This is a genomic window from Streptomyces sp. NBC_01485 (genome assembly GCF_036227125.1).
Classification (GTDB): Bacteria; Actinomycetota; Actinomycetes; order Streptomycetales; family Streptomycetaceae; genus Streptomyces.
In genome coordinates, this window is sequence record NZ_CP109435.1 from 8,849,711 (window position 1) to 8,862,406 (window position 12,696).

A 12,696-nucleotide genomic window follows, 5' to 3' on the forward strand; every position below is an offset into this window, starting at 1 on the left:
GTACCGGTCCGCCAGGGCGTGGAAGGCCTCCTTCGGTTCCCCAGGGCGGGCCGCACCCGATGCGATCGATCCTGGGATGCGCCGAACCCGCGATGTCGGTGCCGGTAGCGTGGCCGGCGTGATGGTGGGCGCCCGGGAGACCCGGTTGATCGTGTTGCGCGGCAACAGCGCCTCGGGCAAGTCGTCGGTGGCGGCCGGCCTGCGGGACAGCTTCGGCCGCGGTCTGGCCCTGGTCGGTCAGGACAACCTCCGCCGGGTCGTGCTGCGCGAGCACGACCGGCCCGGCGCGGCGAACATCGGCCTGATCGACGCCGTCGCCCGTTACTCCCTGGACGCCGGATATCACGTCGTCCTCGAGGGCATCCTGTACGCCGACCGCTACGCCGCCATGCTCGCCCGACTGCGCACGGACCACCGCGGCCCGACCCACGGCTACTACCTCCACGTGCCGTTCGCCGAAACCCTCGTACGCCACGCCGGCAAGCCGATCGCCCACGAGGTCGGCGAGGCGGACCTGCGCGACTGGTACAAGGATCTGGATCTGCTGCCGGGTGCCGTCGAGACCGTCATCGGCGCCGACAGCACCCTCACCCAGACCGTCGACCGCATCATGCGCGACACGGGCCTGGACCGCCTTCCCGCCCGGGAGCACTGACACATACCGTCAGTACTGCCCCCGTCAGTACTCGGCCTCAAGCGCTCGCGTACGGACGCCGCCCCCGCCATACCAGGCCCGGTCGCCGTTACGGCTTGATGCCGACGCCCGTCCAGAGGCTGACCTCGGCGTCCGTGGCCTCGACCGGGCCGTCCGGGCGCCAGCGGTGGCCGACCGTGACGCCGGGGGCGAGGAGGTCCAGCCCGTCGAAGAAGCGGGCGACGTCGTTCTGCGAGCGGAACTGCACCGGCGTGCCGGCGCCCGTGTAGATGTCGGTGACCTTCTGCCAGGTGGCCGGGTCGAAGTCGGGCGTGCAGTGGCTCAGGGCCAGCGCGCTGCCCGAGGGGAGCACGGCCAGCAGCCGGCCGACGATGCCGTACGGGTCCTGGGCGTCGGTGACGAAGTGCATGAGGGCGTTGAGCGACAGGGCCACCGGCTGGTCCAGGTCCAGGATCTCGGCCAGCGCGGGCGCGTTCAGCAGCGTGCCGGGGTCGTTGACGTCCGCCTCGACGTAGGTCGTGCGGCCCTGGGCGGTGCTGCGCATCAGGCGCTCGGCGTACTTCAGGACGAGCGGGTCGTTGTCGGCGTAGACCACCCGCGCCTCGGGGACCACGGACTGGGCGACCTGGTGCAGGTTCGGCTCGGTGGGGATGCCGGTGCCGATGTCCAGCCACTGGCGGATGCCGTGCTCGCGTGCGAGGACCCGGGTGGCCCGGTGCATGAAGGCGCGGTTCTCGCGGGCGCACGTGAAGATGCCCGGGTAGGCCGCCGCGACGGTCTCGGCCGCCTTCTTGTCGACCTCGAAGTGGTCCTTGCCGCCGAGGTAGTAGTCGTACATGCGGGCGGAGTGCGGCCTGCTGGTGTCGATGTCCCGCGCGGCGTTCGAGGTGGTCATGCTGTGCCTTTCGGTGTGTCCGTGGGGGGTGTTCGGCCAGATCGGGCCGGAGGCGGCCGGATCCCGCCCGTACGAGTCCGGTCGCGCCGGCGGGTCTCGTACGGCTCGAGGGTCTCGCGGGTTCAGCCGGCGGCGAGGTGGTCGGCGAGGCCCCGTTTGACGCCCGCGACGAACGCGGCGATCTCCTCGGGGGTGTAGATCAGCGCCGGACCGGCGGGATCGGTCGACTGCCGCATCGCCACACGGCCGTCGGCGAGCTGCTTTGTCTGCACGCACTGGCCCCCGTTGGGGCCGCTCCACGGGGACTCCCAGCCCTGCTCGCCCAGGTCGGCGGCGGGCATCCCGTTGTAGACGTGGTGCAGGTGCTGCGCACGCTGAAGATGCTGGGCGTGGCGGACGTGGTGGACAGGGCTGTCGATGTCGTGGCTGCCGTCCGTGCCGGTCATGTGTACTCCTTGCGCATACGGTTCAGGAGTGACCTGCTGTCCGTGTCCGAGGTCAGCAGGGACATGCGGTTGTGCGCCTCCAGATGCGCCGAGACGTCGGAGCGCTGGTCCAGGTACACGGCACCGGAGAGGATCTCGGTGTAGACGATGTCGGGCAACTCCGGTTGCTCGAACCGGAAGTAGGTGAAGGGGGCGCACGCACCGACATGGGCGCCGGCCGTGAAAGGCACGACGTCGACGCTCACATGCGCCAGCTCCGAGACCTCAAGCAGCCGGTCGATCTGCTCCCGCATCACCTCGGGGCCGCCCACCACCCGGTGCAGTACGGCCTCCTCCATCACCACCCACAGCGTGGGCGCCTCGGCCCTGCCCAGCAGGCTCTGGCGGCGCAGCCGCAGGTCCACGCGCCGCCGCAGATCCTCGTCGTGGTCGTTGGGGAAACCCCCGCCGAGGACTCCGCGCGCGTACCGGGGAGTCTGCAACAGCCCCGTGACGTAGTGGGGTTCGTAGGTGCGCAGCGTCCTGGCCGCCGTCTCCAGGCTGACGTAGGCGCTGAACCAGTTCGGCAGCACATCGCGGTACGGGTGCCACCAGCCGGGCTCGTTGGCCCGCTCGGCCAGGGCGACGAACTCCTCGATCTCCTGCCGGCCGGCCCCGTACAGCGCCAGCAGGATCTCCACGTAGAGCGGCTTGAGCCCGACCTCCGCCTTCTCCAGCCGGCGGATGGTCAGGGACTTCACCCGCAGGGCCCTGGCCGCCTCCTCCAGCGACACGCCCGCGTTCAGCCGCCGCTCCTGCAACCGCCGGCCGAGGATCATGCGCAGCACGGTGGGCGCACTGGTACCGCCCGTGCCCGAACGGCCTTCGCTCACGCCCACCTCCTGAAGGACTGTCACCGTCTCAAGTCTGACAGCGACTTGATGAAGCGACCAGACCGATACCGCCTGGATGAAATTATCAGGCACTTGGTTGCAGCTTGAACTTGGGTGCGAGCATGATTACTTGTGTGAACCGCGCCAGCCGAACACGAGCGTTCCCCCGTCAAGCTCCGCCATCCCCAGAGGAGTTGGACGAGCCGGGTGTTCACGGCGCAGAGCGGCCCGTCCGGAACACCCCCTCCTCGTGGGCCCCTTACTCACCTTCCCCGGCCTCTGGCTGCTCCCGCCCCCCACGGAAGGCGACCACCGTGTCCCCCCACGCGACCTCGTTCCCCCAGCCCTTAGACACCTGGAGCCCCGACCGGACGCACTGGCTCGAACTCCCGGCCCACCGCTCCAGCGTCTCGCTGGCCCGTCGCTCCATGAGCGCACGGCTGGACGCGTGGCGGCTGCCGGACGAGCTGTGCGCGGACGCCGTCCTGCTCGTGTCGGAGCTGGCCACCAACGCCGTACGGCACACGCTAGGCACCCGGTTCCTGTGCGGGGTCGGGCTCGTCACGGACGGGTGTCTGCGCCTGGAGGTGCACGACCACGACCGCACCGGCCGTGGCCTGCCCCGCTGCGAGCCCGGACCGGACGACGAGGGCGGCCGCGGACTGCTCCTGGTGCAGCAGCTCGCCGAGGCCTGGGGGGTCGACCGGTCCAGACTCACGGGCGGCAACGCGGTGTGGGTGACCCTGAGGGCCTGAACAACGGCCTGAGGGTGGAGTGCGCGGGTGGAGTGCGCGGTGCGGGCGGTGGCCGAACTCAGCAGCCGGCGGGCGTCAGTTCGGCCAGCAGCAGGGTGCGGTCGTCGGCTCCGGCCGCGCCCGAAGGGTCGTGCAGCAGCCGGCGGCACAGGGACGGCAGCGCGTCGTGGCCGTCGCCGTCCACGGACTCGACGGCGGCGGCCGCGTCCAGCGTGCGCGCGAGGCGGGTGATTTCCTGGTCGATGTCGGCGTCGCGGGACTCGACCAGACCGTCGCTGTAGAGCACCAGCAGCGCCGGATCCGGCACGGACAGCACGGTCTCCTGGTAGCCGCCGGTGCCGAGCCCGAGGGGCAGTCCCGCCCCGGTCAGCGTGACCGGGGCCGTCCGGCCGTCCGGGCCGCGCAGCAGCGGCGGCGGATGGCCCGCGCCCACCAGGGTGCAGGTGCGCAGCCGGGCGTCCCACTCGGCGTAGATGCAGGTCGCGAGGGAGACTCCGGGGGAGTCCCCGGCGAGCGTGTCGAGCCGTCCTATGAGGTCGGCCGCGGGGATGTCCAGCCCCGCCAACGTCCGTACGGCGGTGCGCAGTTGGATCATCGCGACGGCGGACTCCGGGCCGTGCCCCATGGCGTCCCCGACGATCAGACTGACCCGGTCACCCGGCCGTTTCAGCACGTCGAACCAGTCCCCGCCGACGAGGTTGCCCTGCCCGGCGGGCAGACAGCCGTGCGCGGTGCGGCATCCCCCGAACTCCTGGGCCGTACCGGGCGGCAGACTGTTGCGGATGGCCAGCGCGGTGCGCCGCTCACGCTCGTAACGTCGCCCGTTGTCCAGGGCGACGGCGGCCCGCGCGGCCAGCGCCGCAACGGCCGCCACGTCCGCGGGCGTGAATGGTCCCCGGCTGGCCCCGCGCGTGCAGGTGACGAAGCCGATCGCCACGTCCCGCAGCCGCAGCGGGACGACGAGGTAGGACGCCACGCGCAGCAGGTCCCCGAGGCGCGCGTCGTCGTCGCCGTACCCGTCTCCGGAGGCGATGAGCCGCTCCGAGGAGTGCGGGTCCACCGCGTCGAGCACCTGCGCCTGCCCGGTGGCGAGCGCACGGGCGTGGGGCGTCTCCCGGGGGAAGACGATCACCTCGCCGACCGGCAGCACGCCCTCCCAGTCCTCGAACGCGTCCGGCCCGACGCGCAGCGCGATGCGGCGCGCCTCGATGCGGGGCGGGTCGGCGCAGACATGCGCGTTCTCCTCGACGCGCCAGCGCTCCAGCAGGTACACGGAGGCCGCTTCGCAGAATCCGGGGGTCAGCGCGTGCACGACATGGCTGCCGGTCATCCGCAGGTCGAGTTCCGAGCCGATGACGTCGGCCGCGGGGGAGAACGCCGACCGGCGGGGCGAGGACAGCACGGCGGACGCGTCGTCGGTGCGGCTGTGCGGTTCGTTCCGCAGGGTCGTGCCTTTCCGGTGGGGGTTCGGCCGCGCGGCGGGGGACAAAGGATCACCGTGCGCCGTCGTCAACTATATGATGGCGCGTCAAGTTACCGGGTGGGGAGGGAAGTTACGCGGACCGGTTGCCGGGCAGCCGGATCGCGACCGCAGGAACACAGGAATGAAGAGGATGGACCGGATGCATCGGACGGACAAGGCCGGCCTGGCGACCAAAGCGTCAACCACAGCGCCGACCACGGCCTCCCACCCGGGCCGCCGCGCGGTACTGGGCCTCGGCGCCGGAGCGGCACTGGCGGCCGCCCTGCCGGGCGTGGCGCACGCCTCGACCCCCGGCGAGCCCGAGGCGTCGGGAATCCCGGGGCGGTTGAGCGACCTGGAGCGGGAGCACTCCGCGCGTCTGGGGATCTTCGCCCACGACACCGGCTCGGGGCGGACGGTGGCGTACCGCGCGGACGAGTGTTTCCCCCTCTGCTCGGTCTTCAAGACGCTCGCGGTGTCGGCGGTCCTACGGGATCTCGACCAGGCCGGTGAGTACCTCGCCGAGCGGATCCACTACACCAAGGACTACGTCACGGCCTCGGGGTACGCGCCGATCACGGGCACGGACGAGCACGTCGCGGGCGGCATGACCGTCGAGGAGCTGTGCGCCGCCGCCGTCTCGCACAGCGACAACGGGGCGGCGAACCTCCTGATGCGGGAGTTGGGCGGGCCGACCGCGGTCACCCGGTTCGCGCGCTCGCTCGGGGACGCGACGACCCGCCTCGACCGGTGGGAGCCCGAGCTCAACTCGGCGGAACCGTGGCGGACGACCGACCTCACCAGCCCGCGCGCGATCGGACGGACCTTCGCACGGCTCGTGCTCGGCCGGGCCCTGCCGCCCGCGGACCGGACCCGCCTGACCGGATGGCTGATCGCCAACACCACCAACACCGAGCGGTTCCGCGCCGGCCTGCCCGCCGACTGGGTACTCGCCGACAAGACCGGGGGCGGACAGGCGTACGGGGTCGCCAACGACGTGGGCATCGTCTGGCCTCCCGGCCGGCCGCCCCTGGTCCTGGCCGTCCTGTCGACCAAACACGCTCCCGAAGGCCCCTCGGACAACCCGCTGGTGGCGAGGGCGGCCGAGTTGGTTGCGGCAGAACTGACCTGACGGGGCCTTGCCTGACCTGGCGGGAGGCGACCGGCGGGCCTCGGCCGCCTTCCGCGCGCGGGGCGCGCTCGCGTTCCTCAGGCTCAGACGTCGGTGACGTTCGCCGTGACCAGTCTGAGGAGCTGCTTGGCCAGGGCGTCCTGCTCGGGGGCGAGTCCCATGGCGTCGCCGATCGCGAGGGGGATCGTGCCGGCCCGCTCGCGGAGCTGCGCCCCGGCGTCGGTGAGGCGCAGGGCCACGGAGCGCTCGTCGTCGGGGCGGCGCTCGCGGCGCAGCAGGCCGTTCGCCTCCAGGCGCTTGAGCAGGGGGGAGAGGGTGCTGGATTCCAGTTGGAGCGCGGTGCCCAGTTCGCGTACGGAGATGGAGTCCTGCTCCCACAGCACCAGCATGACGAGGTACTGCGGGTAGGTCAGGCCCAGCTCGTCCAGCAGCGGCCGGTAGCGGGCGGTCACGGCTCGGGAGGCGGCGTACAGGGCGAAGCAGAGCTGGTCGTCCAGGAGCAGCGACCGGTCGGTCGGTTCGGCGGCTCGGTCCACGGTACGGCTCCTGGTTCCTGCGCTGGTCATGGGAGTCCACCACCCTATCGTTCGAGTCCTCTCGATTCTATCGCTCACAAATCGATCGGATCCTAAGGAGTCGTGCATCAATTAGTTGTGCACGACTCAATCGAGCGCTACTGTTATTGGCGTGCCGCCGTTCCTGACGAGGACTACCGTCGGAACCTGCCCGCGGTACCCGAACCGAGGAGCTCGCCATGACCGACACCACCTCCGTCACCCGCCCCGTCCTCGAGCCCGCAGCCCAGGCCTTCGCCGAGGCCACGGCGAACCCGCCGTTCCTCTTCGACCTGCCGCCGGCGGAGGGGCGTAAGGCGGTGGACGAGGTGCAGTCGGGCGAGATCGTCCTGCCGGCGGTGGACGAGGAGTGGGTCACCGTCGAGGGCGGTCCGGCGCGGAGTGTCCGCGCGCGGATCGTGAGGCCGGCGGGTGCGGAGGGCGTCCTGCCGGTGGTCCTGTACATCCACGGTGCGGGCTGGGTGTTCGGCAACGCGCACACGCATGACCGTCTGGTGCGTGAACTGGCTGTCGGTGTGGGGGCCGCGGTGGTGTTCCCGGAGTACGACCTGTCGCCCGAGGCGCGTTACCCGGTGGCGATCGAGCAGAACTTCGCGGTGGCCCGGTGGATCGTGGAGGAGGGCGCGTCCAAGGGGCTGGACGCCGCCCGTATCGCGGTCGCCGGTGACTCGGTCGGCGGCAACATGACCGCCGCGCTGACCCTGATGGCCAAGGAGCGCGGCGGGGTGCCGCTGGTGCAGCAGGTGCTGTTCTACCCGGTGACCGACGCCGCCTTCGACACACCGTCCTATCACCAGTTCGCCACGGGCTACTTCCTGCGCCGCGACGGCATGCAGTGGTTCTGGGACCAGTACACGACCGACGAGACCGAGCGCGCCCAGATCACCGCGTCCCCGCTGCGCGCCACCGCCGAGCAACTCACCGGCCTGCCGCCGGCGCTGGTCATCACGGGCGAGGCGGACGTCCTGCGCGACGAGGGCGAGGCGTACGCCGACAAGCTGCGCGCGGCCGGAGTCCCCGTCACCGCCGTCCGCTTCCAGGGCATCATCCACGACTTCGTGATGCTCAACGCCCTGCGCGAGACCCACGCCGCCGAAGCCGCCATCACCCTCGCCGTCACCACCCTGCGCACGGCGTTCACCACGACCTGACACAGGTCAGGGCGGCGCGGCGTTCCGTGCCTTGCCCCTGCCGTGTGTCTGGCGCAGGCTGGTCGTATGGGTGAGCGGGACGGCCCCACGCTCATCACCTCCGTGCAGCGGGCCTTCCGGCTGCTGGAGGCGGTGAGCGCCCACGAGAACGGCGCGCCGGCGAAACTGCTGGCACGCGAGACCGGGCTGCCCCTGGCCACCGCCTACCACCTGCTGCGGACCCTCGTCCACGACGGCTACCTGCGGAAACTGCCGGACGGCGGGTTCGTGCTGGGGGACAAGGTGCAGTCGCTGCACACCGAGGGCCGGGCGCAGGCGCTGCTCAGCCGGGTCCGCCCCACGCTCGCCGCGCTCCGCGACGAGTTCGCGACCGCCGCCTACCTCACCTTCTACGAGGAGGGCGAGATCAGGGTCGCCGAGATCGTCGACGGCCCCCGTGCGCCCCGCGTCGACCTGTGGGTCGGGTTCGAGGACGCGGGGCACGCGACCGCCCTCGGCAAGTCCGTGCTGCGGGAACTGGACGACGAGGCCCGCAGGGACTACCTCTCCCGGCATCACCTCGCCGACCTCACCCCGAGGACCATCACCAGCGCCCCCGAACTGCTGCGGCGACTGGACGCCTCACCCGTCGCCCCGGCCGTCACCGACCTGGAGGAGTACGCCCTCGGCACGGTCTGTGTCGCCGTACCCGTCTACAGCGGCGACACCCTCGGCTCGCTCGGCGTCTCCCTGCCGGCGGACCGGCTGCCCAGGCTCGAGGAGATCCTCACCCGGCTGATCCCGACCGCGAGCCGCGTGACCAGGGGCCTTTCGCTCACCACCTGATCGTTCACTATCTGAAAATCTGCTTCTTGTGAGTACCGGGCCGATCCCGTTCCCTAGATGAAACGGACATTTCGGTAGTGGGCGGCGTGCAGGTCGTCCCGGCGCACAGGTGAGGACTGCGGACCAAGCATGAGTCAGGCCCGGAACCACCGGAACCATGGCGGCGACCACAGCCCGACGCGGCTGTCCAGATTCGGACACCGAGTCGCAGGCCCTCTTCTGCCGCTCCTGCCCGTCCTGATCGTCTTCGTCGTCGTGCTCGTCGATCTGGTCGGTGGGGCGGGGATGATCTGGCTGCCCCTGCTGGCGGCCGGGCCCGCGCTGGCCGCCACCACCAACGGACCGCGCGGTGTCCTCTGCGTCGGCCTCCTCGCCGCGGCCCTCGGCGTGACGCTCGGCGCCCGGGACGGAGCTCCCGGCCACGCGCTGACGGCCGTACTGGCCGCCCTGATCGCCGTCACCCTGGCGAGTGCCCTGGCCGGCGAGCTGCGCACGCGCCGCGAGCGGGTCCTCGCGGCCGTCCGGTCGGTCGCCGAGGCCGCCCAGCACGCGCTGCTCAGGCCGGTGCCGGCCACGGTCGGCCCGTTCGAGGTGGCCGTCCGCTACAGCGCCGCCGCCGCGGAGGCCCGGATCGGCGGGGACCTCTACGCGCTGGTGCCCACCCCGTACGGCGTACGGCTGATCGTCGGCGACGTGCGCGGCAAGGGGCTGCCGGCCGTGGGGACCGCCGCGCTCGTGCTCGGTGTCTTCCGCGAGGCCGCCTACGACGAACCCGACCTCCTCGCCGTCGTCGACCGCATCGAGCGCAGCCTCGCACGCAACCTCGGCGCCGACGACTTCGTCACCGCCGTGGTCGCCGGACATCCGCGGCCCGGCGAACTGGAAGTGGTGAACTGCGGCCACGCGCCGCCCCTGCTCATCGGCGCGTCCGGCACCGTCACGGCGGTGGAGGCCACGCACCCGGCGCCGCCCCTCGGCCTGCGCGCCCTGACCGACCAGACCCCCAGCCTCCAGGTGCTGCCCTTCGCCGACGGAGACCAACTGCTGCTCTACACGGACGGCGTCATCGAGGCCCGTGACCGCGACCGCGAGTTCTACCCGCTCGTCGAAGGCCTGGCCCGCCACCTCTCCGACGAACCGGCCCGCACGCTCGACGCGATCCACGAGGAACTGCTCGCGCATGTCGGCGGCCGGCTGCACGACGACGCGGCGCTGCTCCTGATCCGCAAGCCCGCCGTCACCAGCCCCGCCGACACTGGCCCCGCTGTCACCAGCCCTGCCGTTCCCGGCCCGGGCCTACCCCAACAGGTGCTGTCCGGAGGACTGTTGGGGGACCAGGCTGTGTGAGTGCTGTGACGGGTGTTGCACACTGTGCCCATGACACGCATGCGGAAGATCGCCGCAGCGCTGCTGGCCTCGTCAGCCGTGCTGCTCGCGATACCCCCCACCGCCTCGGCGACCTCCGTCCCGCAGGGAACCCTCGTCAGGGAGAGCTTCGACCGGCTCCCGCTCGGTCCGGTCACCGCCGGCCGCGGCTGGACCACCGACACCGCCAACGGTTCGCTCACCGTCGAACCCAGCACCACCGGCCACGGCCGCGAACTGCGGCTCCGTACCGAAGGCAACGGCCGCGCCTTCCTCGTCCTCTCCGACCTCGACCGCGCGCCCGCCGGCAACAGCTTCTGGGCCCGGCTGCGGCTGCGCGTGGACCGGTTCCCCACGGCCCCCGACTGGGCGCACTGGACCATCGCCGAGGCCTCCGGCTCCGACACCCCCACGCTGGTACGCCCGTTGGGCGGCCAGTACGCCCCCACCTCGCAGGCCAACTTCTGGGGCGTCGGCTCCGATCTGGGCCCCACCGGCGACTGGACCGCGTGGCAGACCTCCGCCCCCGCCACCGCCGGCACCTGGAACTGCGTCGAATTCCACCTCGACGCGACCGACAACCGCGTCACCGTCTACCAGGACGGCGTGGAGCGGCCCGAGCTGACGGTCTCCACGAAGGACCACGGCGGCACGGCCGACGACTTCGTCTTCCCGCGCTTCGACAAGCTGAAGCTGGGCTGGCAGCTCTACCAGTCGGGTCCCACGCCCTCCTCCTACGACGTCCGCATGGACGACGTGGCGCTGAGCACCCGGCGCGTGGGCGGGTGTGCCGCATGACGCGGGGACTTTCACGCAGAGCGCTGCTGGGCGGCACGGTCGGCGGGCTCGCCCTCGCCTCCGCCCTGACCGGCCCGGCCGCCACGGCCGCCGCCGCTGCCACCAGGGCCGCCGGAGCCGGGAATCGGCGGGGAGCCGTCGGCCCGGAGCCGTACGTTCCCGTGGCGGTGGGCGCGGGAGGAGGTCCGGCCGGGACGGACCGGGTCCATGTCCTCAAGATCGGCCCCGACACCGCGCAGACGGTCCTGGTGCTGGTCCCCGGCATGTTCGGGGCCGCCGGCGACTTCCGGCTGATGGCCCGGGACCTCGTCGCGGCCGTGCCCGGCGTGCAGGTGTGGGCCTTCGACCGGCGTGAGGAGAACCTCGCCGACCGCTCCGGTTTCGCCACGCCGGACCCGGCCGGGTACTACCTGGACGGCCACTACCGCTCACAGGACCCGGCCGCCTCCGCCTACGCGGCGGGCTGGGGCCTGACCCGCACCCTGGACGACCTGGACACGGTCGTACGGACCGCCGCCTGCGGCGGCCGTCGCCGGGTCGTGCTCGGCGGGCACTCCTGGGGCGCCACCACCGCGATGACCTACGCGGCCTGGGACTTCGACGGCCGTCCCGGATACCGGGGCCTCTCGGCCCTCGTCCTGGTCGACGGCGGAGTGCGCGGCGCGTTCAAGGGGACAGGCCAGCCGGTGAGCGACTCGCCCGAGGAGGTGCGGGAGCGGCTCGCGGCGATCGACGGCGGAGCCGTCTTCGACATGACCCTGAGCGGCGTCGGACTGGGCTCCCGGGCGGAGAGCACCCAGATCTGGTACCAGCTCGCGGGCTGGTACGCGCACCACGACCCGGCCGGCCGCTCCGTCCTGCAGCCGAGGCTGCCCGACGCCCTGCGACCGCCGTCCCCGGTCACCAACGCCGGCCTGCTGGGCACCCTCGTGGACGTCGGATTCGGCTGGCCGAACGACATCAGCGTGCACTCGGGACGCCTCGCCGACGCCGACGCCGGCGGGGTGCGCGGCTGGGTCGACACCGGCATCACCCCCATGAGCCGGGTCGCGGCGGCCTACGCGGGCGGCCCGCAGCCGGCCGTGTGGGAGTGGTACTGGCCGTCCCGGCTGTCGGTGGACCTCGACGTCGCCGACCCCTACGCGGACACCGGCCTGGCCCGCTCACTCGGTCTGCGGCTGTGGCACGCCGGGGCCCTGGACACTCCGCTGTACGCCTTCCAGACGAGCTACGCCAAGGGCGCCATCGCCTCGGGCGCCCGCGACGTAGTCGCCAACTCCCGTATTCCCTACGGCACCTACGCGACGGACGACGGGATGACCCACCTCGACCCGTTGTTCGCGGACACCCCGCACAACACCCTGACCCGCACCCTCGCACCGTTCCTCACCGCACTGCGCTGACGGGCGACCGCACGCAGGCACCACACATCGGCGGGGCGTCACACCGACGCCCCGCCGATGTCTGCTGTCCGGGCGTGGCGGCACTGCTCGACCGCCTTCGTCGAATATCAGGAAACCTGAGAAAGAAGTACGCCTGTCCGGCCGGTGCCGTCAAGGCCGTCACGGCATCTCTTTCCGCGCGAAGCGGGCGTCCGACACATCTCGGCAACGCTCTTGTCATCCGGCGTCGGCGTGTGCATCATCGTGGGCATCATCAGGGTTCCTGATATCGGGCTCGCCGCCCGGCCCTACCGGGACGCGAAGGAACCCGCCACCGCTCTCCGCTGCCGGCTCCGGCATCCCCCAACGGCTTCAGTCGCCCC

The 12,696-nt window shown here is 72.1% G+C and carries 13 protein-coding genes; 8 read left to right on the forward strand and 5 right to left on the reverse strand.

Features of this window, described 5'->3' with window-relative positions:
* Positions 1-121: 121 nt before the first annotated feature.
* On the forward strand, positions 122-655 hold the full coding sequence (locus tag OG352_RS38675; RefSeq protein WP_329224154.1) for a kinase: 534 nt from the start codon (positions 122-124) through the stop codon (positions 653-655).
* 88 nt (positions 656-743) lie between these two features.
* Here the strand turns inward: OG352_RS38675 and OG352_RS38680 are convergent, their stop codons facing one another.
* From OG352_RS38680 to OG352_RS38690, 3 genes are all read right to left on the reverse strand, one after another.
* Positions 744-1,550 carry an SAM-dependent methyltransferase gene (locus OG352_RS38680; protein ID WP_329223390.1) on the reverse strand — a complete coding sequence of 269 codons (807 nt, stop codon included), beginning with the start codon at positions 1,548-1,550 and terminating at the stop codon, positions 744-746.
* Between the two features lie 122 nt (positions 1,551-1,672).
* A complete protein-coding gene (locus OG352_RS38685) occupies positions 1,673-1,891 on the reverse strand; it encodes a DUF397 domain-containing protein (RefSeq protein ID WP_319676931.1) in 219 nt (72 codons plus the stop codon).
* Positions 1,892-1,992: 101 nt separating this feature from the next.
* Positions 1,993-2,868 (reverse strand): helix-turn-helix domain-containing protein, encoded by an 876-nt coding sequence (locus tag OG352_RS38690; protein ID WP_329223391.1) that lies wholly within the window; start codon positions 2,866-2,868, stop codon positions 1,993-1,995.
* A gap of 314 nt (positions 2,869-3,182) precedes the next feature.
* Between OG352_RS38690 and OG352_RS38695 the strand changes: the two genes are divergently transcribed.
* On the forward strand, positions 3,183-3,623 hold the full coding sequence (locus OG352_RS38695; protein WP_329223393.1) for an ATP-binding protein: 441 nt from the start codon (positions 3,183-3,185) through the stop codon (positions 3,621-3,623).
* Positions 3,624-3,681: 58 nt separating this feature from the next.
* Here the strand turns inward: OG352_RS38695 and OG352_RS38700 are convergent, their stop codons facing one another.
* A complete protein-coding gene (locus tag OG352_RS38700; RefSeq protein WP_443072530.1) occupies positions 3,682-4,953 on the reverse strand; it encodes a PP2C family protein-serine/threonine phosphatase in 1,272 nt (423 codons plus the stop codon).
* A 292-nt stretch (positions 4,954-5,245) separates the two neighbouring features.
* Here OG352_RS38700 and bla point away from each other — a divergent pair, with 292 nt between their 5' ends.
* Positions 5,246-6,217 carry a class A beta-lactamase gene (gene bla, locus OG352_RS38705; protein ID WP_329224158.1) on the forward strand — a complete coding sequence of 324 codons (972 nt, stop codon included), beginning with the start codon at positions 5,246-5,248 and terminating at the stop codon, positions 6,215-6,217.
* Positions 6,218-6,300: 83 nt separating this feature from the next.
* On the opposite strand, the gene OG352_RS38710 is transcribed toward bla, so the two are convergent.
* Entirely contained in the window at positions 6,301-6,783 is a 483-nt protein-coding gene (locus OG352_RS38710) for a MarR family winged helix-turn-helix transcriptional regulator (RefSeq protein ID WP_329223397.1), read from the reverse strand.
* Positions 6,784-6,971: 188 nt separating this feature from the next.
* On the opposite strand from OG352_RS38710, the gene OG352_RS38715 reads away from it, so the two are divergent.
* The 5 genes from OG352_RS38715 to OG352_RS38735 all read left to right on the forward strand — a co-directional run bounded on the left by OG352_RS38715 (position 6,972) and on the right by OG352_RS38735 (position 12,334).
* On the forward strand, positions 6,972-7,943 hold the full coding sequence (locus OG352_RS38715) for an alpha/beta hydrolase (RefSeq protein ID WP_329223398.1): 972 nt from the start codon (positions 6,972-6,974) through the stop codon (positions 7,941-7,943).
* A 66-nt stretch (positions 7,944-8,009) separates the two neighbouring features.
* Positions 8,010-8,768, forward strand: coding sequence for an IclR family transcriptional regulator (locus tag OG352_RS38720; protein ID WP_329223400.1), 759 nt, complete (start codon positions 8,010-8,012; stop codon positions 8,766-8,768).
* 129 nt (positions 8,769-8,897) lie between these two features.
* Positions 8,898-10,115: a PP2C family protein-serine/threonine phosphatase gene (locus tag OG352_RS38725; protein ID WP_329223401.1), complete on the forward strand. Its 1,218-nt coding sequence runs from the start codon at positions 8,898-8,900 to the stop codon at positions 10,113-10,115.
* Between the two features lie 30 nt (positions 10,116-10,145).
* On the forward strand, positions 10,146-10,931 hold the full coding sequence (locus OG352_RS38730) for a hypothetical protein (protein ID WP_329223403.1): 786 nt from the start codon (positions 10,146-10,148) through the stop codon (positions 10,929-10,931).
* Positions 10,928-12,334, forward strand: coding sequence for an alpha/beta hydrolase (locus OG352_RS38735; RefSeq protein WP_329223405.1), 1,407 nt, complete (start codon positions 10,928-10,930; stop codon positions 12,332-12,334). The genes OG352_RS38730 and OG352_RS38735 overlap by 4 nt, the downstream gene beginning before the upstream one ends.
* Positions 12,335-12,696: the final 362 nt, after the last annotated feature.